The 21,096-nt window shown below is 59.8% G+C and carries 18 protein-coding genes; 13 read left to right on the top strand and 5 right to left on the bottom strand.

Annotation, left to right across the window (positions count from 1 at the left end; translation table 11 throughout):
- Positions 1-851: 851 nt before the first annotated feature.
- The gene (gene gcbA / locus CKW19_RS01655; RefSeq protein ID WP_095056276.1) at positions 852-2,522 is read right to left on the bottom strand and encodes a diguanylate cyclase GcbA; all 1,671 of its coding nucleotides are present in this window, start codon (positions 2,520-2,522) and stop codon (positions 852-854) included.
- Positions 2,523-2,994: 472 nt separating this feature from the next.
- Between gcbA and CKW19_RS01650 the strand changes: the two genes are divergently transcribed.
- From CKW19_RS01650 to CKW19_RS01625, 6 genes are all read left to right on the top strand, one after another.
- Entirely contained in the window at positions 2,995-4,062 is a 1,068-nt protein-coding gene (locus tag CKW19_RS01650) for a DUF2333 family protein (protein WP_095056275.1), read from the top strand.
- Positions 4,063-4,065: 3 nt separating this feature from the next.
- Positions 4,066-4,635, top strand: coding sequence for an NUDIX hydrolase (locus CKW19_RS01645; RefSeq protein ID WP_095056274.1), 570 nt, complete (start codon positions 4,066-4,068; stop codon positions 4,633-4,635).
- A 303-nt stretch (positions 4,636-4,938) separates the two neighbouring features.
- Positions 4,939-5,310, top strand: coding sequence for a translation initiation factor Sui1 (locus CKW19_RS01640; protein WP_095056273.1), 372 nt, complete (start codon positions 4,939-4,941; stop codon positions 5,308-5,310).
- A 219-nt stretch (positions 5,311-5,529) separates the two neighbouring features.
- Complete coding sequence (gene speA / locus CKW19_RS01635) at positions 5,530-7,443, top strand: arginine decarboxylase (RefSeq protein WP_095056272.1); 1,914 nt, start codon at positions 5,530-5,532, stop codon at positions 7,441-7,443.
- 231 nt (positions 7,444-7,674) lie between these two features.
- On the top strand, positions 7,675-8,994 hold the full coding sequence (locus CKW19_RS01630; RefSeq protein WP_095056271.1) for a type VI secretion system Vgr family protein: 1,320 nt from the start codon (positions 7,675-7,677) through the stop codon (positions 8,992-8,994).
- The gene (locus tag CKW19_RS01625) at positions 8,994-9,785 is read left to right on the top strand and encodes a DUF4123 domain-containing protein (protein WP_371856335.1); all 792 of its coding nucleotides are present in this window, start codon (positions 8,994-8,996) and stop codon (positions 9,783-9,785) included. Before CKW19_RS01630 ends, CKW19_RS01625 begins: the two co-directional genes overlap by 1 nt.
- Here CKW19_RS01625 and CKW19_RS01620 read toward each other — a convergent pair.
- Both CKW19_RS01620 and CKW19_RS01615 read right to left on the bottom strand, forming a co-directional pair.
- On the bottom strand, positions 9,779-11,128 hold the full coding sequence (locus tag CKW19_RS01620; RefSeq protein WP_095056269.1) for an MATE family efflux transporter: 1,350 nt from the start codon (positions 11,126-11,128) through the stop codon (positions 9,779-9,781). The genes CKW19_RS01625 and CKW19_RS01620 overlap by 7 nt on opposite strands.
- A 179-nt stretch (positions 11,129-11,307) precedes the next feature.
- Positions 11,308-11,601, bottom strand: a complete 294-nt coding sequence (locus CKW19_RS01615) for a hypothetical protein (RefSeq protein ID WP_095056268.1) — start codon at positions 11,599-11,601, stop codon at positions 11,308-11,310.
- Positions 11,602-11,796: 195 nt separating this feature from the next.
- Between CKW19_RS01615 and CKW19_RS01610 the strand changes: the two genes are divergently transcribed.
- The 5 genes from CKW19_RS01610 to CKW19_RS01590 all read left to right on the top strand — a co-directional run bounded on the left by CKW19_RS01610 (position 11,797) and on the right by CKW19_RS01590 (position 16,239).
- Complete coding sequence (locus tag CKW19_RS01610; protein ID WP_095056267.1) at positions 11,797-12,099, top strand: MazG-like family protein; 303 nt, start codon at positions 11,797-11,799, stop codon at positions 12,097-12,099.
- Positions 12,099-12,848, top strand: coding sequence for a methyltransferase domain-containing protein (locus CKW19_RS01605; RefSeq protein WP_095056266.1), 750 nt, complete (start codon positions 12,099-12,101; stop codon positions 12,846-12,848). The genes CKW19_RS01610 and CKW19_RS01605 overlap by 1 nt, the downstream gene beginning before the upstream one ends.
- Positions 12,849-12,860: 12 nt before the next feature.
- Positions 12,861-13,481 carry a DUF4136 domain-containing protein gene (locus CKW19_RS01600; protein WP_095056265.1) on the top strand — a complete coding sequence of 207 codons (621 nt, stop codon included), beginning with the start codon at positions 12,861-12,863 and terminating at the stop codon, positions 13,479-13,481.
- 54 nt (positions 13,482-13,535) lie between these two features.
- Positions 13,536-14,099, top strand: a complete 564-nt coding sequence (locus tag CKW19_RS01595; RefSeq protein ID WP_095056264.1) for a DUF4136 domain-containing protein — start codon at positions 13,536-13,538, stop codon at positions 14,097-14,099.
- A gap of 148 nt (positions 14,100-14,247) precedes the next feature.
- Positions 14,248-16,239, top strand: coding sequence for a pilus assembly protein TadG-related protein (locus CKW19_RS01590; RefSeq protein ID WP_095056263.1), 1,992 nt, complete (start codon positions 14,248-14,250; stop codon positions 16,237-16,239).
- Here CKW19_RS01590 and CKW19_RS01585 read toward each other — a convergent pair.
- Positions 16,236-18,977: an ATP-binding protein gene (locus CKW19_RS01585; RefSeq protein ID WP_095056262.1), complete on the bottom strand. Its 2,742-nt coding sequence runs from the start codon at positions 18,975-18,977 to the stop codon at positions 16,236-16,238. The two genes, CKW19_RS01590 and CKW19_RS01585, sit on opposite strands and share 4 nt — an antisense overlap.
- The gene (locus CKW19_RS01580; RefSeq protein WP_095056261.1) at positions 18,974-19,414 is read right to left on the bottom strand and encodes a TadE/TadG family type IV pilus assembly protein; all 441 of its coding nucleotides are present in this window, start codon (positions 19,412-19,414) and stop codon (positions 18,974-18,976) included. The genes CKW19_RS01585 and CKW19_RS01580 overlap by 4 nt, the downstream gene beginning before the upstream one ends.
- A 75-nt stretch (positions 19,415-19,489) precedes the next feature.
- Here CKW19_RS01580 and CKW19_RS01575 point away from each other — a divergent pair, with 75 nt between their 5' ends.
- Positions 19,490-19,960, top strand: a complete 471-nt coding sequence (locus CKW19_RS01575; protein ID WP_095056260.1) for a prepilin peptidase — start codon at positions 19,490-19,492, stop codon at positions 19,958-19,960.
- Between the two features lie 113 nt (positions 19,961-20,073).
- Positions 20,074-20,856, top strand: coding sequence for a response regulator transcription factor (locus tag CKW19_RS01570; protein ID WP_095056259.1), 783 nt, complete (start codon positions 20,074-20,076; stop codon positions 20,854-20,856).
- Positions 20,857-21,096 lie beyond the last annotated feature (240 nt).

Here is a 21,096-nt window from a genome sequence, read left to right as displayed (position 1 = left end):
TGTTGCCGCGCTGAGGTCGGCGCGCTTCTGGATTTGATCACGAGTGCGTGCGAGTTCGGCCGGGTAGCGGGTGAGCAGGCTGTTGAGTTCGCGTTTGAGTCCGACGCCGGCATCTTCGGCAGCGGCTTTTTCGGTGTTCTCCAAACCCATCATCGAGGCGAAATCATCGGTGTTCGATTCGCTGCTGGCTGTTACGCCGAGCAACGGCAGGGCGCCCAGCTTTTCCGCTTGAGCGCGAATGTTGGCGACTTCGCGTTCGACATCGGCGGCCAGCTCACTGCGACCGCTGCTGACCAGCTTGTCCCGGGCCAGCGACAACTTGCCCAGATGTTGCGAGGCGGCCAGCAATGGCGCCAGGTAGGCCGCGTTGCCGCTGGCGTATTGGTTGAGCTGATCAAGGTTGGCGCCGAGTTCCCGTTCAGCTTGCAGCAACAGCGCTTGTGGGTCGCCGGCGAGCTTGCCGGCCGCCAGCAGGTCGGTTTTGCTGAATTCGCTCAGGTTCGACAGGCTGGGACGCAGGGTCTGGGCCAGTGTCGGCGGCAATTCATCGAGTTCTTTTTGCACGCCCTCAATGGCCTGGCTGGCGCTGCTCAGGCGCAAGGCATCGCCGCTGCCGAGATAATCCTCAACGCTACGCGCGACTTCATTCTGGAAAGTCTGCGACAGGCCCAGGTAGCGCTCCATTAACAGGTATGGACGCTCAAGGGCTTTTTGTGACCACCACAGCGTGGCGCCGAGGGCGACACAAACGGCCACCAACAGAAGGGTATTGAGATTGGTCAGCAGCTTCAGGCGCATTACGGGACTACCAACGGCAGAAATGGTAAGGGCCTGAAGTTATTGCGTTTCTATTACAAAGTTATGACCGTATCGGTTGATTCCGATAAAAAAGTGGCACTTTGCTTTGACACCCGTGCAGCTTGCACGCGGTTGCGTCCGCCATGTTTGGCGCGGTACAGGGCTTCGTCTGCCTGACTGGCCATCGTCAGGCTGTCCGAGCTTTCGCACAGCTCGACCACCCCGGCGCTGAACGTGCACCAGAGGTCATGGGGCTGCGCCGGGTAGTGAATTTCGGCAAAGCGCTGTCGGATTTCGTCGAGCACGCTGTAGGCCGCTTCGATATCGGTGTCCGGCATCACAATCGCGAATTCCTCGCCGCCGTAACGGCCGATGAAGTCGGTTTTGCGCAACCGTTGCTTGAGGAACAGTGCCAGGCTCTTGATCACTCGGTCGCCCATGGGGTGGCCGTGGCTGTCGTTGACCCGTTTGAAGTGGTCGATGTCGAGCATGGCAAAGCTCAGCGGCTTGTTCTCGCGACGGGCGCGGAACGAGCAATCTTCGAGCAATTGCAAAATGTGGGTGTGGTTGTACAGGCCGGTGAGGCTGTCGCGGACCATTCGCGCCTTGAGGTTGCGTGCACGCGCCGCACGGTTGCGCACGGTGGTGATCAAGTGCCGCGGCTTGATCGGTTTGGTCAGGAAGTCGTCGCCGCCTTCGCTCATGGCGTCGAGTTGTTTGTCCAGGTCGTCTTCGGCGGACAAGTAGATGATCGGCACGCTGACATAACGGTCGTTGTGGCGGATCACCTTGGCCAGTTCCGTCCCGGTGCAGGCCGGCATGTACATGTCGAGGATGATCAGGTCGGGTTGAAAATCCGCCAGTTCGGCCATGGCCTGGATCGGCTCGATCAACGTCCGGGTGACGATCCCGGCGCTGTTGAGCAGGCGCTCGGTGTGCAAGGCCTGGGCGCGGGAGTCGTCGATGATCAGCACTTTATAAGGTTCGTACTGGGCAACGCAGGTCAGGACTTCGATTTTTTCCAGCAGACTCGACGCTTCGAGGGTGCCGGTCAGAAACTCCTGGCCACCGGCACGCACGGCGGCGAGACGGGTGGGTGTGTCGGTTTCGTGCAGGCTGAAGAACAACAGCGGCAACTGATGATCCAGGCCTTCCTGGGCTTCGGCGGCCAGTTTCAGGCCGATGCCGGGACCACTGAAGTCGACGTCCATGACAATGGCCGCCGGCAGGCGCTCGATCATCGAGGCGCGAAACGCAGCGACACTGTCCAGGCATTGGGCACTGAGCCCGAAGAATTCCAGTTGTTTGGCCAGGCGCTCGGCGCGGTCGTGATCCTGAAGCATGACGTAGATCGGTTTGCGCAGAGGCGGCAGGAACGTCTGATCGAGCTGATCGCCTTGGCGCAGGCCGGTGCGCGACAGGCGTTGCATCAAGCGATTGAGGTCGGTGATCAGGCCACTGCTCAGGCGTCCGCGATTGGCGTCGACAGCCTCCAGCGACTGGCCGATATGCAGCGCCAGTTGCGAGTGTTCCGGTTGTTCGAAGCGCTCGGCAAAGCGCAACAGGCGCAGGTTGGCTTCGCTCAATTCCGCAAGGTCGGCGGTGGACCACTCACTGCGCTGCAGGCGCTGCCATATCTCAAGAATCTGACGTGCCTGATGAATTACCCGCTGGGCAAAGTGGTGCTTGAGGCGCTCGCGGCTGGGATCTTCTGGCTCGGTCATATCCTGACTACTGATTAGGGGGCGCGCTGAGGTCGAGTGGTGGCTCTATGCTAGCACCACTTTTCGGTTACATGAGCGCTATACGTCAATAATCTGCAATGTAATCTCATTCAGTTTCTGACCGATCAGTCTGCTTTTGGCCCGTAAAGTCTGGGTGGAAGGTGGCGGGGAGCTTTGTTCATGGACGTTTGGTGCTGACCGTTGCGTTTCGCGGGGATGAGCGACGGTGCAGGCATCCGGTTTTCTCCCCAGAGTCGTTTCGGGCTAAAAGGGCATCAGGGATTCCCTTAGTGGGTGCGATCCCATCCATTAGCCGTATTTGCGTTGCACAGCGCTGCCGTTCAGGGCGGAGTTTTTTGTCCGCAGGTGCGGCAATTTCTGCCATCAGCACAATGGGCGCGTGCCGGGCGAAGGCACGTTGTTGTATGGTTGTGGTCGAACCGTGAACTCAAGTGATTGAAAGGATATCGCCATGCTGGACTGGAAAAACCGCGCAGGCAGTGCGCCCGAACGTGCCGCTGAGCCGAAATCGGACACCCGCAGTTATCTGGGCGGCCTGTTGTTCAGCCGGGCGCTGGCCACTCTGATTGCTCTTTACCTGCTGGTGGCGAGTGTTTTGGGATGGTACTGGAGCCAGGAACCCGCGCTGTTCCCGGTCCAGCAAACGGCCCAGCAAGCGGCCGAAAAAGAAGGTAAGCAGATGGTCGTCGGCTACACCACGGTCGAAACCCTCAAGACCGTCGCCGGCACTTTGCTGACCAAGCCGGGCGGCTACATTTCCAATGACCGGTTCCCGCCGGGCTTGTGGATGGACAACATGCCGAGCTGGGAATACGGCGTGCTGGTGCAGGTCCGCGACCTGAGCCGTGCGTTGCGCAAAGACTTCGCCCGTTCGCAGTCGCAGTCCGCCGAAGACGCCGATCTGGCCAAGGCCGAGCCGCGTTTCAACTTCGACAATAAAAGCTGGGTGCTGCCATCCAGTGAGTCCGAGTACCAGGAAGGCATCAATTCCCTGAGCCGCTATCAGGCGCGCCTGTCCGATCCGAACCAGAAGAGCGCGCTGTTTTATGCCCGCGCCGACAACCTCAACAATTGGCTGGGTGATGTCGGGACTCGTCTGGGGTCGCTGTCGCAACGGCTGTCGGCCAGCGTTGGCCGAGTCAAGCTCAATACCGCGTTGAAAACCGAAGTCGTGGTACCGGGTGTGGCGCCGCAGGTCGACGAAGAAGTCGTCGAGACGCCGTGGATGCAGATCGACAACGTGTTCTATGAAGCCCGTGGTCAGGCGTGGGCCTTGTCTCACCTGCTGCGCGCCATCGAAGTCGACTTCGCCGATGTATTGGCCAAGAAGAACGCCACGGTCAGCGTGCGTCAGATTATTCGCGAACTGGAAGCCTCGCAGGAGCCAGTCTGGAGCCCGATGATTCTCAATGGCAGCGGCTTCGGTGTGCTGGCCAACCACTCGCTGGTCATGGCCAACTACATTTCCCGGGCCAACGCGGCGGTGATCGATTTGCGTCAACTGCTCAATCAGGGCTGAGTCATGGTCGATAGCTCCATCGATAACCTGCGAGAGGCCGCGCACCGTGCGGCCTCGGATGCCGAGCAAATCGCCTGGGTCGACGAGCAGGACAACCTGCTCGGCGCCCTGGTCCGTTCCGATTTGCGCGAGCGCGGGTTGATCGGGCGCGGCACCTACATCATGTTGTTCAATTCTGCCGGTGAGCTGTGTGTGCATCGGCGCACGCTCAGCAAGGCGATTTATCCCGGCTACTGGGACGTGGCGGCAGGTGGCATGGTGCTCGCCAGTGAAACTTACGCCGAATCGGCGGCCCGGGAGCTTGAAGAAGAGTTGGGCGTGAGTGGCGTAGAGCTGACTGCCCATGACCACTTTTTCTTTGAAGACACCGGCAATCGTCTCTGGTGTTCGGCCTTTTCGGCGGTGTGGGACGGCCCGTTGATCCTGCAACCTGAAGAGGTGCTGGAAGCGCGCTTTATCCCCATCGATCAGGTCATGCTGGAAATCGAGCAAAAGCCTTATTGCCCGGACTCTTTGGCCGCGTTGAAGCGCTATCTGCGTTTACGACAAACCGACGTCGCAAAACCGCTATAAATTGGCGCCGATTGGCTCTTAGCAATCGGCGTTTTTGCCGTTACACTGCGCGACCTTTTAAAGCTGAACCGGTATTGCTTGTTGTTGCTGTAGGAGCGAGCTTGCTCGCGATGGACGTCAACGATAACGCGGGCATCCAGAATGAACGCGTCGCCTTTGAGTTCATCGCGAGCAAGCTCGCTCCTACAGTGACGTGAATGTTGTGCCGTTTCAGTAGCGCTGCCCCTGCCTGAGTGGGGCTTCGCGGTCGATAGCCCTGCCCAGGTGCTGCGACCAGTCTTTGTCCTCCAAAGAGGATTGCCGGTGGCCAAAAAAGCCGCATCCTTCGCCGCCCTCGGTGGCTTGGTATTTTCCACCGACGCAGGTCGTCATTGCCCGGAATGCAGCAAGCCGGTGGACGCCTGTATCTGCAAACAAAGCGTTATCCCGGCCGGCGACGGCATCGCTCGCGTGCGTCGCGAAAGCAAGGGCCGTGGCGGCAAGACGGTGACTACCATCACCGGCGTGCCGTTGGCAGAAGACGCGCTCAGGGAGCTGGCCACGACGTTGAAGAAACGCTGTGGGACCGGTGGGGCGTTGAAAGACGGGATCATTGAAATCCAGGGCGATCATGTCGAGCTACTCTTGGCTGAACTGATCAAGCACGGTTTCAAGGCAAAGACGTCCGGCGGCTAGCAGCCTCTGTGAAAACCACCCCCGGCTTGATCCGGTCCTGATGACATTCAGGTCCGGCATCGTCTACATGGTTTTCACAGAGCCTGTTCATGACCGGTATCTAAACTCACTGCGGTCGGCGGGGTCTATTGCCCCGTTGACGAACCGTCATTTTCATTCTTTAGACTGCGCCGGCCTGAACCCAGGCGACGCACTATGACTTCTTTATAGGGGACTTCGATGTCCGTACGACGCACACGCAAAGACGATGGCAGCCAATGGACAGTTGCGGACAGCCGCAGTGTTTACGGGATTCGCCATTGGGGGGCCGGGTATTTCGCGATCAATGACGCCGGTCGCGTCGAAGTTCGTCCGAACGGGCCGAGCAGTTCGCCTATCGACCTGTTCGAGCAAGTCGACCAGCTGCGCAAAAGCGGCCTGTCCTTGCCGTTGCTGGTGCGCTTCCCCGACATTCTGCAAGACCGCGTGCGTCAGCTGACCGGCGCATTCGACGCCAACATCGAGCGTCTGGAATACCAGAGCAAGTACACCGCGCTGTACCCGATCAAGGTGAACCAGCAGGAGGCGGTGATCGAGAACATCATCGCCACCCAGAACGTGTCCATCGGTCTGGAAGCCGGCTCCAAGCCTGAGCTGCTGGCGGTGCTGGCACTGGCGCCGAAGGGCGGCACCATCGTCTGCAACGGCTACAAGGACCGCGAGTTCATTCGTCTGGCGCTGATGGGCCAGAAGCTCGGCCACAACGTGTTCATCGTGATCGAGAAAGAATCCGAAGTCGGCCTGGTGATCGAAGAAGCGGCCTCGCTGAAGGTCAAGCCACAGGTCGGTCTGCGCGTGCGTCTGTCGTCCCTGGCCTCGAGCAAGTGGGCGGACACCGGCGGCGAGAAATCCAAGTTCGGTCTGTCGGCGGCGCAACTGCTGTCGGTGGTCGAGCGTTTCCGCGCAGCCGGTCTGGACCAAGGCATTCGCCTGCTGCACTTCCACATGGGTTCGCAAATTGCCAACCTGGCGGACTACCAGCACGGCTTCAAGGAAGCGATCCGTTACTACGGCGAACTGCGCAACCTCGGTCTGCCGGTGGATCACATCGACGTCGGCGGTGGCCTGGGCGTGGACTACGACGGCACGCATTCGCGTAACGCCAGTTCGATCAACTACGACATGGATGATTACGCCGGTGTCGTGGTCGGGATGCTCAAGGAATTCTGTGATGCACAGAGCCTGCCGCACCCGAACATCTTCTCAGAAAGCGGCCGTTCCCTGACCGCGCACCACGCGATGCTGGTGATCCAGGTGACCGACGTTGAGAAACACAACGACGACGTGCCGCAGATCGAGAACAAGGAGTCGCTGCCGGAAACCGTACAATGGCTGGTAGACCTGCTGGGTCCGACCGACATCGAGATGGTCACCGAAACCTACTGGCGCGCCACGCACTACATGAGTGACATTGCTTCCCAGTACGCCGACGGCAAGCTGACCCTGGCCGAGAAAGCCCTGGCCGAGCAGTGCTACTTCGCCGTGTGCCGTCGCCTGCACAACTCGTTGAAGGCGCGTCAGCGTTCCCACCGTCAGGTGCTGGACGAACTCAACGACAAGCTGGCCGACAAGTACATCTGCAACTTCTCGGTGTTCCAGAGCCTGCCGGACACCTGGGCCATCGACCAGGTCCTGCCGATCATCCCGCTGCACCGTCTCGACGAAGAGCCGCTGCGTCGCGCGGTACTGCAAGACCTGACCTGCGACTCCGACGGCAAGATCAACCAGTACGTCGACGAGCAGAGCATCGAGACCAGTTTGCCGGTGCATGCCCTGAAGGAAGGCGAGGACTACCTGTTGGGTGTGTTCCTGGTCGGCGCGTATCAGGAAATTCTCGGTGACATGCACAACCTGTTCGGTGACACCGACTCGGTGAACATCTACCAGAACGCCGACGGCAGCGTGTACCACGCCGGTATCGAAACCCACGACACCATCGAAGACATGCTGCGTTACGTGCACTTGTCGCCGGAAGAGCTGATGACCCACTACCGTGACAAGTGCGCCAGCGCCCGCATCAGTGCCTCCGAGCGCACCCAGTTCCTCGATGCCTTGCGTTTGGGCCTGACCCGTTCGTCTTACCTGTCTTCTTGAGGTAAGTCTCACGCTCATCAGGTCGTCTGAAAATTTACCGTCTGCTGCGGAAATTTCAGATGACCTGGTGCGGCGACTCTCTTATCCACCGCGAAATTTCCCACGTCCTCGGCGATCCAGGCCATTTGGTCTTCTTTTCGCGTAGGTCATTTCCTAAGTTGTGTTTCAGCTCTCTACTCGGCCATGCCTCTCGGCGAGAATCCCCGGCCGCCCCTCCTGTAGAGAAACGCGATGTTCGATCCAGTCAGCGAGCCTTCATTTCGTCTGGATGTAGCAGGACTGCCCGACGCCTTCGAAGTCTTGGCCTTTACCGGTAGCGAAGCCATCAGCGAACCGTTTGTGTTCGACATGGAACTGCTGATCGATGACCCGACGCTTGACCTCGCCAGCCTGTTGTACCGTTCGGCCACTTTGCATGTCGGGCCTGCGGATAGTTGTATCCATGGTCAATTGCACGAAATCGTCCAGCGCGATCACGGCGCAGGGAGCAGGCTTTGTCAGGTGCGTGTGGGCCCCAGGTTGACCTGTCTGGCCCAGCGCTTCAGTCAGCGAATTTTCAGCGGTCGGCCAGTGCCGGAGATTCTCGATCAGGTCCTCAGGGAGCACGGTATCGTCGGCGCCTCACGGCGTTTCGAATTGAGCGGTGATTACCCGCCCCGGGATTTCTGCACGCAGTTTCGGGAGTCGGATCTGCAGTTTCTCCAACGGCTGTGCGCCGAAGAACGGCTGCATTACCGTTTCGAACATCAGGCTTGTCGGCATTGCATGGTGTTCAGCGATGATCAACGGCATTTTCCGTTGGGCGAGCCTGTGATGTTCCGGGTCGAAGGTGGACCACCGGCCGTGCGTCAGTTCGAGCATCAGCGATGCGCTCAGTCGGCAGTGCAATCGGCAGAGTGTCTTACGGACCTGACAACCTTGCGCAGCGGCCAGTTGATGCCGCTGTCGGGTCACCCGGACTCGGAGTGTAATCACCTTTGGTTGCTGACTCATATCAGCCATCAGGGCAGTCAGGATCTGGCAATGCCTTATCACAATCAGGTCCGGGCCCTTCACTGGACGGCGTCCTTCGAGCCGCCGTGTCCGGCCGTCAAGCCACGGATGCACAGCCTGCAACGCGCGTGGGTGGTCGATGTCGATGAGCCGCTCCCCGACCGGGGCAGGCCGGTGCCGGTGCAGTTCGACTGGCTCTATCAGGGAGAGGGCGCGGTGCCCAGCCATTGCTGGCTGGCGCTGGACGCACAACTTCAGGCCAGCGCTGTCGCGCCGTTGCGAGAGGGTACTGAACTGGTCGTGAGTTTTATCGAAGGTGATCCGGATCAACCCCTGATCACCGGACTGCTGCATATACCAAACGCTACGGAAGAAATAGTCGATTGCGTGTCATCCCCGGACGCTGCAGATGAGGTAGGACTGCCGCAATGGTTACGCTCCGGTGAGCCATTGATGTTGCTGTGTCTGCTGCCCGGTGGCGGCAGCTTCAATCATTGTGCGCAGGTGCTCTGTACCTGCCGGGCGGCGACACGGTTCGGCCAGAGCGGTGGCGTATGATCGCGGCCCCGTCCACGCCTGACTCGCCTGCGCAATGGTTGTTGCTTGAGGCAATGGCCGCGTCACCGGCGGTAGACGTGCTGCAACAGGCGTTCGGGCAGGCGCGCTGGTTCTGGTTGTTCGAGGGCACGGAATGGCAGGCGCAAAAGGCGCAGGGACCGCTACTCGTCGATCTGCGGACATGCCCGGCCCTGGCTGATTTGTACCGCGTGGACGGGCGGCGCTGGCGCGGGTTGCTGATTGCCAGTGACACATCGACCCCGTTATTGCTGGCCCATCTGCGGCGCATGCTGACCGTCACGTTCGGCCTGCACCGGGCCATGCTGAGCTACTTCAACCCGAATACCGCGAGCTACTTTTTCGACGCTTGTGATGCCGCAGAGCTGAGTCGCTGGCTGGGGCCGATCAGCCAGTTGCGCTGGTTCGGCGGAACCTGGGCTGACCGGGCAATTGGCTGTGAAGGTTGGCAACGTTTGCAAAACCCCGGATTGACGGTGAGGTCGTTGGCCGTTGAAGAAGACCTCAGCGCCGGGCAACAGGAAAAACTTCAACTGTGCCTGCTCGAACAACATGCCTGGTGCTGGAGCCGATCCACCGCCACTGAGTATCCCGATCTGTGGGCCAAACTGCAGGAGGGGTTGGTGTTGGGTTTCAGCGAGCGTGCGGTGCTCGATGACTGGTTATGGCTACGATTGCAGCATCCCGACGCCGTGCCTGAGCCGCCGCTGTCGGGGCTGACTCAGCAGGAACGACTCGATAATCTGCGCCGCCTGTGGCAGCGCGATCAGTGAGTGGCGCGGGTGAACCAGCCATCGTTGCGACGCAGGCGCCAGGCGATCACGCCGAGCGTCAGGCTGCGCAGTAACATGAACAACAGGAAGGTTATCCACAGGCCGTGGTTGCCCCGGTCTTGCAGCAACCAGCCGAACGGCACCACCAGCGCCACCGTCAGCAGCATGCCGTTGCGCATTTCCCGGGCGCGGGTGGCGCCGATGAACAGGCCGTCGAGCAGGTAACTCCAGACCGCAATCATCGGCAGTGCCGCCAGGTAAGGCAGGTAGATGAACGCGGTGTCGCGCACGCTTTGAATGTCGGTCTGCATCTCGATGAACAGATGCCCGGCGAACAGAAACAGCACTGCAAACCCCAGGCTCGCCAATAACGACCAACCGCACGCCACCACCAATGAACGGCGCAGGGCATCGCGATCACGGGCGCCGATGGCGTGCCCGCACAGCGCTTCCACCGCATGGGCCAGACCATCGAGGGCGTGGGCGGTCAGCAGCAGGCCATTGAGCAAAAGGGCGTTGGCGGCGACCGTGGCATCGCCCAGTCGCGCGCCTTGCACGGTGATCAGGAAAAACACCGATTGCAGCGCCAGGCTACGAATGAAGATGTCGCGGTTGACCGCCAGCAGTGGACGCCAACTCTGCCATACCGCCAATGCCGCCCAGACGATATGCCCGGGGTAGGCGCGCAAGGCCTTGCGGGTCATCAACAGGCCGATCAGTGCACCGGTCCATTCGGCAATCACCGAGGCCCGGGCGGCGCCGACCACACCCCATTCCAGGCCAAGGACGAACCACAGGTTCAGGGCAATGTTGACCAGGTTGGTGCTCAGCAAAATCGCCAGCGGTGCCCGGGCATTCTGGGTGCCGAGGAACCAGCCGACCAGCGCGTAACTGGCCAGTGCCGCCGGCAGTCCGAACAAGCGGGTGTGAAAGAATTCGCGGGTCAGCTGATCGAGTTCTGCCGAAGGTTGCATGAAGTGCAACGCGACCCCGCTCAACGGCACGCCCACCGCGCCCAATACAATTGCCAGTCCCATGGCCAGCAGCAAACCTTGCAATAGAATTTGCCTTAACGCCGTGCCATCCCCGCGCCCGGCGGCTTGCGCCGCGAATCCGGTGGAACCCATGCGCAGAAAGCCCATGGCCCAGGCGAGGAAGGTGTACAGGCTGGCGCCAACCGCCACGGCGCCAAGTTGATGGGCGTGGGGCAGGTGACCGATGACGGTACTGTCGACCAGCGCCACCAGCGGTACGGAAATGTTCGAGAGAATCATCGGCGCGGCCAGCGCCCAGACCCGGCGATGGGTAGGGCGGTCGCGCCAGTCGGCGGTCAGGTTGGACATGCAGGCTCCTTGGGGGAGCGGGCATTGTAGCGACACATCGAGAGCATACTGCGATCTATTGTGGTGAGGGAGCTTGCTCCCGTTGGGGCGCGAAGCGGCCCTTTTTGTCATCAGACCGCAGGCGACTGCTTCGCAGCCGAGCGGGAGCAAGCTCCCTCGCCACAGGTAATTGTGCAGGGCTAGTGGATGATCCAGCTGAGCAACCAAAGCCCCAGCATCAACCAGATGATGCCCATGATGAACGACGCATTGAGAAATGCGCGGATGGCCGACCACAGCAGGATCAGCCCGAGGATCAAGGTAATGATGCTGACAATCGAGGTATCCATGCCCAACGCGCTGGACAAGCCTTCGACAAAGTTGCTGCTGGCATTGCTCAGCAAGTTGAACAACCCACTGAGGCCATCAACGATGAAACGGATGATCGAGCCAAGTGCCTGGCCGAGCCATTCGGAAAAACCTTCTACCTGCATGGAGTGAGCGTCCTGATTAAAGAGAGTGAGTATTGGGCTGTCGATCATGCTGCCGAGTTCCCACAAGCATAGAGGGTTGCACCGTACCTGTGGGAGCGGGCTTGCTCGCGAAAGCGACGGATCATCCGGCATTAAACGTTGTCACTTGCCATCCTCGGTCATCCCCCCGAAGCTATACGCCTTCAGGAGAGCCCGATGAACCTTGTTGAACTGACCGAACGCCTGCACGCCATCCGTGATCGCAATGACTGGCGGCAATTTCACAGCCCGAAAAACCTGGCCATGGCCGCGAGCGTGGAGATGGCCGAGCTGGTAGAAATTTTCCAGTGGCTGAGCGAAGAGCAGTCACGCCAGTTGCCGACAGACAAGCTCGCGCACGCCGGGCAGGAAGTCGGCGATATCGTCCTGTATCTGTTGTTGCTGTGCAGCGAGTTGGGTCTGGACATGGAGCAAGTGGTGCGCAGCAAACTGGCGGACAGCGAGCGGAGGTTTACCTGATGAGCGACCGTCACTTCGACCAGTTGGCGACCCGTTTCGCCGAAAAAATCTACGGTGGCGCCAAAGGTGCAATCCGTCTCGCGGTGTTGCAGGCCGACCTGTCCGAAACCCTGCCGGATCGACCGCTGCGCGTGCTGGACATCGGCGCCGGCCTGGGTCACATGTCGTTGTGGCTGGCCGAGCGCGGGCATCAGGTGACCCTCGCCGAGCCCGCCGAGCCGATGCTTGAAGGCGCTCGCCAACGCTTCGCCGACGCAGGGCAGACGGCGACGTTTATCCAGGCGCCATGGCAAGACCTGCTGGGCCAGCTCACCGAACCTTACGATCTGGTGCTGTGCCACGCGGTGCTGGAATGGCTGGCTGAACCCCATGCGATTTTGCCGGTGCTGCATCAATTGACCAAGTCGGACGGCTGGCTGTCCCTCGCGTTCTACAACCGCGACGCATTGATTTACCGCAACTTGCTCAAGGGCCATTTCCGCAAGATGCGCAAGAACGACATGGCCGGTGAAAAGCAGAGCCTGACCCCGCAACAGCCCCTTGATCCACGCGAGCTGGCGGCGCAACTTGAGGGTTTGTGGCAGGTCGAAACCCAGAGTGGCGTGCGGGTTTTTCACGATTACATGCCGGTGGAATTCCAGGCCCGCGCCGAGTTGGTGGACTTGCTGGAAATGGAACTGGCCCACCGTCGTCACCCGAGCTTTGCCGGGCTCGGGCGTTACTTGCACTGGATTTGCCGGCCGGTCTGATCGGAGCACGAAATGAAAAGTCGTTCAGGGTTGTTGGTGATCTGTCTGGGGTTGACCGCTTGCCAGGGCAGCAACCCTTACGTGGCCACGTCCAACCCCTTGCCTCCGGCGCCGGCCCAGGCCGCCAAAACCTTCGACCGCAGTGCCTACCCGGCGGCGCCCCGTGACTACGGACGCTACCGCAGCTGGGCCTGGCTCGACGGGCAACTGCCAGCGGGCACGGCCTGGGCGGACTCGGCGCAGGTGGCCGAAGCGGTCAGCAGTGCGCTGGATCAACGTGGCTTGCGCCCGTTGCACGATAATCGCCCGGCCGACCTGTTCGTCAGTGCCGACCTGCGCATGGAAACCCGCTTGCGCCAGGCTCAGGACGATTATTACGGCGGTGCCTATTACGGCGGTTATGGCGGTTACAACCGCTACGGCAATGGTTACGGTGCGTACACCGCCGTGCCGGTCATTCGTACGTATTCGGAAGAGGTCGTCGTGGTGCAAGTGGATATGTATGACGCCCAGAGCGGTCAGCCGGTCTGGAGTTCCAGTGCCGAAACCAGCAACCGGGGCAGCGAAAGCCAGCGCACCGATGCCATTCGGGAGGCTGTGGAAAAGGCCATGTCGGCGTATCCTCCCAGTTAGCTTCTGTAGATAAGAAGCATTTCGCAGGTTTCTGCTTTCCACCGGAGAATCATCATGCTTCGCCGTTTCGTTTTACTGGCAGTGGCTGCGCTGCTCAGTGCCTGCGCCGCCAACCAGGTCAATCACGACTATGACGCCAGCCGTGACTTCGCGGCTTATCACAGCTGGAGCTGGAAAGAGCCCGCGCTGCAATACCGTCCCGATGATCCGCGGATCAAGAGTGACCTGACCGAGCAACGCGTGCGCGAGGCGGTGACCGATCAACTGGATCAGCGTGGTCTGCGTCCAGCCGCCGCGGACGCCAAGGCTGACTTGAATGTGCAGACCTACCTGATTGTCGAAGAGCGCCAGCAACAGGTGACCACCAATTATGGCGGCGGCTGGGGTAACCCATGGTATGGCTACTATGGCGCGCCGATGTACAACGAAACCCGCCTGGTTTCCTACAAGGTCGCGACCATCCAGATCGACCTGCTCGACGGCAAGGACGGCAAACTGGTGTGGCGCGGCAGCGATGAGCAAATGCTCAGTGGCAGTCCGAATCCGTCAGATCGCAGCACGGCCATCCATGAAACGGTCACGCGGATTCTGGCCAACTATCCTCCGCGCAGATCCTAGCCTTAACGCCTCTCGACCCCCTGTTTCGCCGCCGGGGGTTTTTTATTGCCGGAAGTGGCGAGTTGCCAGCGACCTCGATCACCCTTGACTACACTCCTTGTCACCCACGGAGGTTGCGCCCGGCTGTGCGCCGGCAAAGGAGTGCGCCATGTCTTCCCGTATGCAGTTTCGCGGTCCGGCCCGGCAACAGGGCGCGATTGGCCTGATGGCCGCGTTGACCCTGACCACGGCCCTGGGCTTCATGTTGTTGGTGGTCGATAGCGGCAGGCTTTATCTGGAGCAGCGCAGTTTGCAACGGCTGGCGGATGTCGCGGCACTTGAGGCAGTCAGCCGCAATGGCGATTGCCAGTCAGCGGGATTAAGTGCTGCGGCTTACGCTCTAGAAAGCGCTACCCGGAACGGTTACAGCGCCAATGATGACATGACCCTGAATACGGCCTGCGGCTCGCTGCAAACAGGGACCAAGAACCTTCGCGCTTTTGTAGTCGATGCGAGTAAAAAAGAAGCGATTCGCGTAGTCGTGACCCATACGGTAACGACCAGTGTCGCAGCGGGCATTTATGCGTTGATGGGGTCAGGGCCTTTGAATCTGACCACTCAACTCTCCGCAACGGCCGTCAGCGCGCCGGCAGTATTGCCGCCCCTGGCCATGTTGACCATCGGCAGTACGGCGTTGACTGTCGACTCCAGCAAGTCGGCAGCGTTGAACCTGTTGTGGGGGCAGATGCTCGACGGTAGCCTTAACTTGAGTGTCGCTGGGTGGCAGGGGTTGGTCGACAGCCAAATCAACCTCCTGGATTACCTGAACCAATTGGCGCTCGACGTGAATGTCAGCGCGGGCAACTACACCCAGTTGTTGAACACAAGTATCGGCATGACCCAATTGCTCGACACAGCTATTACTGTACTTCAGGCCAGTGGTCCAACCACCAGTGTGGCGGTCAGCGGGCTGACAGGGCTGAAGGCGGCGGCGGGCGGAACTTCAATTGTTCTGGGGCAAATGTTGCAAGTGCAAACCGGTACGGTTTCATCGGCACTCAACACCAATTTGCAGCTGTTTCAATTGGTCGAGGCCTTTATACAATTGGCCAACAGCAAAAATGCGGCCGTGGCCAGCATTCCGTTGAACGTCCCGGGACTGGGCAATGTCGACGTCAAAGTCAAAGTCATCGAACCGCCGCAGTTGTCGGCCATTGGTAATCCGGCGCTGGTCACAGGACAGCTCAATGATCCCAATCGGATCTTTGTGCGCACAGCTCAGGTGCGTACTTTGCTGTCGCTTGATTTGCCTGTGCTGGGTTTGATCTCCGGGCTGCCCAATGCAATCAAAAGCTCCTCCTTGGTGGGCGGACTGACCGATGTGTTGAATGATGTACTGGGCCTGGATCTGGCGAAGGCACTGAATTCGGTTTTTTGTGCCTTGGGCGGTACCTGTGAGCGTACAGACCTGGAAATCCTTGCTACTTCATCCATCGATATCGCGTTGGATGTGGCAAGCGCCAATAGTTTTGTCACGGGGTACAACTGTGCCAGCGATGCCACCAAAACCCTTACCACCCAAATCAACACTTCGTTGGTCAAGTTGAAAGTCGGAGATATCGATATGGCCAACGCTTTTTCATCGTCAGCCGATGTCAGCGTGCAGCCATTGGCCCTGATTGATGTCGGCGCGATCACCTGCACCATTCCGTTGTTGGGCCTCGGTCAGGAGCATTGCGATCCTGCGAGTCGTAAACCTTTTTACGGCGGAGGCCTGGGGGTGAAAATCGAAACATCTGTCGCCGGTAATCAGAGCACCCATGTCTACCATCAACCACCGGAAATCAAGCAACCGCCGCAGTTATACAGCCTGAGTACAACCGGTATTGTCAGTAGCCTGAACGCGACTTTGAGCGGTGTGCAAGTAAAGGCCTATGAACCCACCGGTTCAAGTTTGCTGGGCAACTTGCTGAGCGTCGCGGCCAGTACTCTCAGCGGCGTGCAAAGTACGTTGGGAAGTGTGATCAAATCCTTGCTCAGCCCCATACTCGACCCCATTCTTGATGGCCTGCTGTCCAACCTTGGCATCAACCTCAACCAAGTCGATGTGGGTGCCAATCTCAGTTGCAAGCCGCCCGGACGCCCTTCGCTGGTGATCTAGTCCAGCACCACAATCGGCAACTCAATACAAAACCGTGCACCCTCGGTGGCGTTTATCACGCTCAGTTTGCCGCCCATGTTTTCGACGATGCCGTAACTGACCGACAGCCCCAAACCGGTACCAACCCCCACCGGTTTGGTCGTGAAGAATGGCTCGAAAATCCTTTCCAGCAGGCGTGGATCGATACCGCCACCGTTGTCCTCGACCCATAACCGCACAACCTGGGCATCGCGTTCGGCATTGACCGAGATCCAGGGTTTGAACGCCGGGTTGCCTTCGCGTTTGCCGAGCAAGGCATCCCGAGCGTTGACCATCAGGTTGATCAGCACCTGTTCCAGTTGATCGACGTGGCCACGCACCTGCACGTCAAAACCGGCCTCGCTGATCCGCAGGTCGACGCCTTTGCCACGCATGCCCTCGGCCAGCAGTGCCAGCGTGCCTTCGATGGCCAGGGCCGGATTGAACGGATGCTGCTCGATTTCCGAACGGCGGCCGAACACCCGCATGTGATCCACCACCCGCGCGGCACGCTGCACTTGTGAGTCGATGCGATTGAGTTTGTCGGTCAGGTAATCGACCTGCACCTCACCAGTGCTCAGGCGCTTGAGCACGTTGACGACGGCCATGCGCATCACGTTCAACGGCTGATTGATCTCATGGGCCAGGCCGGTGGCCATTTCGCCCAGCGTGGCCATTTTCGCGCTTTGAGTAAGTTGCTGCTGCGAGCGCCGTACTTCCGTGTTGTCACGACCCACGGCCTGGATTTCCAGCAATTGACCTTGCTCGTCGAACACCCCGCGGTCGGACCAGACCCACCACGCGTGTTCACGTCCGGGCAGTTGCAGGTTGATTTCGGCGGTGCTGATCGGGAACTCGGGGCTCAGCTGATTCAGCCGTTGGGTGAAGGCATCGCGCTGCGCCTGAGACATCCAGTTGCCCAGATTCATCCCCGGCAATTGCTCGGGCGTCAGTTCCAGGTACATGGCCAGCGGCCGGTTGCCGAACGTCAGGGTCAAGTCCGGGCGGTAGCGGCAGATCATCGCCGGTGAGTCTTCCACCAGAATCCGGTAGCGCTCTTCACTTTGCTTGACCTGTTCCGCGGCCAGGGTCGCTTCGGTGACATCCAGCCACAGACCCACGGCTTCGACCGGCAAGCCGAGGTCATCACGCAGTAATTTGGCTTCGTCGAGCAGCCAGTGATAATCGCCACGGCTGTCGCGCAGGCGATAGCGGGCACGCACGGAACCTTCGCGCAGCAACAGTCGGGTGCGTTCGAAGTACTGCGAGCGGTCGTCGGGGTGAACCCGGTCCACCAGCGTATCGGGTGCGCAATCGGCGAGGCTCCAGCCCAATAGTGGCAGCAGGCTGTCGCTGAAGAACGTCGGTTGCAACGCGCCTTCGACGTAACGCTGCACGTAGATCACCGCCGGAGAGCTGGCGATCAGGTTGTCCAGCCGCGCATGGGCGGCGGCGGCGCGTTGCTCCTGATTCTTGATGTCGCTGATGTCGAGCATGAAACCCACCAGCCGACGGCTTTTACCCAACCCCAGCGCCTGGCCTTGCAGGCGATACCAGATCGGTTCGGGTCCATCGTCGGGGCGATACAGGCGCACGCACAGCAGCATGGACAGGCCGTCATCCCGTAAGTCTTGCAGGCGACGGCGCAACGCTTCGCGGTCGGCGGGATACACCTGTTCAAGCCAGTCCTGCACCGATAAACGCGATGTTCCCAGGTTCAGCGTATTGGCCAGCGAAGGGGCCAGCTGCACCTCGTCGCTGTCGCTGAACATTTCCCACCAGCCGGTGCCCAGCAGGGCTTGCAGCGACTCAAGACGCTCGAGCTGCAACTGATGTCGATGTTCGCGCAGACGTTCAAGCAAAGGCGCGGCGAGCGCAGCTGTCAGCTGCTGCCAGTCGCGCTCGGTAGTATCCGGCGCGCGTTGTTGTACTGCATAGAAACCGCAGAGCAACCAGGCGACCACCCCGTTCGCATCGTGATAGGGCACCGCGAAGCCGTCAGCATTGCCGAAGGTGCCTTGCAGGCGCGGGTGTTCGCGCAGGGTCAGATACTGCGGCGCAGAACCGCTCAAACTGTCGAGGCCAGTGCCCAGGCGCTGACCGTTTTGCCAGAGCTGTGGGGCGTCGAACGCAGCGTACTGCTGTTGAATCTGCCAGCCGTGTTCCTGCTCATCCGGCAAGGCCAGGGCAAGGCATGGAATCTGAAAACGCTGCGCCAGGATTTGCAGTTGCTCGGCCAGCACGTCCGGCAGGCGCGTCAGGCTGCACAGGCGCAACTGCTCAGCGATTTGCATGGCCAGCCGTTGGCACTGCTCGCGGTTGTGCGATTGCCGGCGCTCCAGCAACAGGTCACCGATGTCCAGCAGTTGCAACAACCAGGCATCGCCGAAGGGTTGTACCCAGCCGCGCAGATGCAGCGGGGCACCGTTCAGGGTGTAGAAGTCCAGGTCCAGGTTCTGGCCCTGCCAATCAGCGGGCGAGCCTTCGATGGCCAGGCTGCTGTGGGGTAAAAGCAAGTCGAGCAGATGAGGCGCGCGGGCGTTCGGGACCCGCTGTGCCAGCAGATGCCGCAATGGACCGGTCAACTGCATGACCCGGCCTTCGGCATTGAGTTGGACCTGCAAACCGAAACACTGCACCCGCTGCGTCTCGGGCGGCTCCTGCCGGGGCTGCGGATAGCGGTTGAGCAAACGGCCGAACAACTTGTCCCCAGCGCTCAAAATTGCAGGCTCGAACTGGCTGTCAGGGTGGCCGGCAGGTTGGGCACTTGACCGATAACCGGCAGGTTCAGAAACGGGATAACGGCGTTAATTTTACTGGTCGGGTAGTTGACGCTGACTTTCAATACGCCGCCCACGAATGTGGTGCTGGTGTCGGTGGCCGCATTGAATGCCAGTGCGGGGGGAATCCAGGACAATTGATTTTTCAGCTCCGCCGTGGCCAGCGCCGTCAGCGCGCTGGCGTAATCGGGCGTGGTCGGGTCCAGCGCAACGCTGCGCCTGACGGCTTCGGCGGTCGACTGGTTGAATGATTGCATCAGCAACATCGGCAGGCTGTAACTGACAATGCCGTAGAACACGGAAAAAAAAACGATGAACACCAGAGCGAACTCAATCGCGGCGGCACCTTTTTGTTTGTGCGGGAGGCTGTTTCTCATGAGTGCGTCTACCCTGACCATCACTAGGTAATATCATCATAGAATCATTCAGCCAAAACGGACGTTTATTAGCAGATGCAGAGTGTTGTCTTACTGATCTGGCTGGCGCTCTGCGCAGCACAGGATGCTCGGGAACGCCACATCGCCAACAGCTTGACCCTGGGGGCCGGGATGTTGGCGTTGACTTATTTGTTGTGGAGCGGCACAACCTGGCTGGGGGCCGGTGCAGAGCAGGGTGGCTGGGCATTGTTGTTGGCGCTGGCGTTCACCTTGCCGGGCTATGCCCTGGGGCGTTTGGGCGCCGGCGACGTAAAACTGATGGCTGCACTGGGTCTTGCGACGGACGGTACACATGTATTGGGCACGTTTATCGGCGCCGGATTGGCCAGTGTTTTTTGGCTGCTGCTGGCGCCAAGAGTCTGGCTTCATATGAGTCAAGGGCTTAGAAGCCATCTTCTTTACCTGGCACCGGGAATGTCAAAGAAGCAGCCATTTGCGCCCTTTGTGTTAGTGGGCCTGATGCTGACGTTCGCGTGGTTCCATTAGAGATGACTCGTATGTACATCGCCGGAAACTAAGTCTATTTTTCAGTCAGTAGTTGTACAGCCTGTGGCTGTCAGTGAAGACGGGTCAATGTTTGGCCTCACAGGGAGTTGCACGTGAACAAGTTTACTTCGGCAGTAAAAGTCCTTGTGGTCGACGATGCGCTAATGATCGTTGAAGAACTGTGTGAATTTCTGGAGAGCAAAGGTTACCGCTGTGTTCCTTGCGAGTCCGGCCATCAGGCCATCGAGCGTTTCAAGGAGGACCTCGATATCGGTCTGGTGCTGTGCGATCTGCACATGCCTGGCATGGACGGGATCCAGCTGGTGGAGGAGTTGCAACGACTGTCGGGCAAGCATCGTGCATTCGAAGCGATCATGCTCACCGGCTGCGCCGACAAGCAGGACGTGATCAAGGCGTTGCGCGCCGGGATTGCCGACTATTACCAGAAGCCGATTGATCTGGATGAGCTGCTCGAAGGGTTGCAGCGTCAGGAAATGGTCTTGCAGGAAAAGCACAAGAACCAGCAATTGGGTCACTTGAATCAGAAGCTTCAGTACTTGTCCGAGTCGATCGATGATCTGTATCAGGACCTGGACAAGGTGCGACGCGGCCCGCAATCGGTAGACCGACATGACCCGGGTGTTATGGAGACTGACTCGGTCGAGATGCCGGCGATTTTCAATCAGCTGTCGCCGCGGCAACTGGATGTGGCCCGGTTGGTGGGCAAGGGGAATACCAATTATCAGGTGGCCTGTGAGTTGGGGATTACCGAGAACACGGTGAAGTTGTATGTGTCGCAGGTTTTGCGGTTGACGCATATGCATAACCGGACGCAGTTGGCGTTGGCGTTGTCGCCCAGTAATTCCGGGTTGCGGCAGCGGGTTACGGCGCATTGATCCTTGGCGGCCTCTGGGCCGACCAGGCTGTTGGTTGATTGAGTACATATCCGTTTTTGCGGTAACGGCGGCTGGCGGTTTCGCCCTTACGGCGACTCACTTTTTTACAAGCGCGGTACGTGTCAAGGTACCTGTCACCTTGTCTTACAGTTGCTAGCCCGTTGCGCTCTTAATTTCAGGGCGCTCTGGGTTTAAATACACAGCATCTGCCAACTTCCAGTTGCGTGTTCGAGTGCTCCA

This window comes from Pseudomonas sp. Irchel s3f7 (assembly GCF_900187615.1).
GTDB lineage: Bacteria > Pseudomonadota > Gammaproteobacteria > Pseudomonadales > Pseudomonadaceae > Aquipseudomonas.
Note: the sequence above shows the minus strand (reverse complement) of the source record. Positions and strands in the feature narration are given on the sequence as shown.